At 39.1% G+C, this 256-nt stretch carries 1 protein-coding gene; it reads left to right on the forward strand.

Features of this window, described 5'->3' with window-relative positions; all coding sequences use genetic code 11:
* Nucleotides 1-195, forward strand: a 195-nt coding sequence (locus AC0L20_RS41330) for a hypothetical protein (protein WP_473295884.1), incomplete at its 5' end; no start/stop codon positions are given.
* Nucleotides 196-256 lie beyond the last annotated feature (61 nt).

Genomic DNA, 256 nt, shown 5'->3' on the forward strand with positions numbered 1-256 from the left:
ACCAAGTCTCCTACTTCGATACATTCAGATATCCAACTGAAATTCAGACAGAATTTTGCTAGTTCCTCGGCATGTAGATCACTGTTCTGCGATGATATTTGTGATGCTAGTCCGCGTGCAAATATCTCATCAAATAAAGAAAGAGGTTTTGCTGGCTCGGAACCAAAAGAAATTTGTATTGCGGATTTTGCGTAGCTAGCAGTTGTAGCGTATGGTTTGACTAGATTTTATCTGTATTTTTTTGGTGTGCGAAATG

The organism is Bradyrhizobium sp. Kon58 (assembly GCF_055807455.1).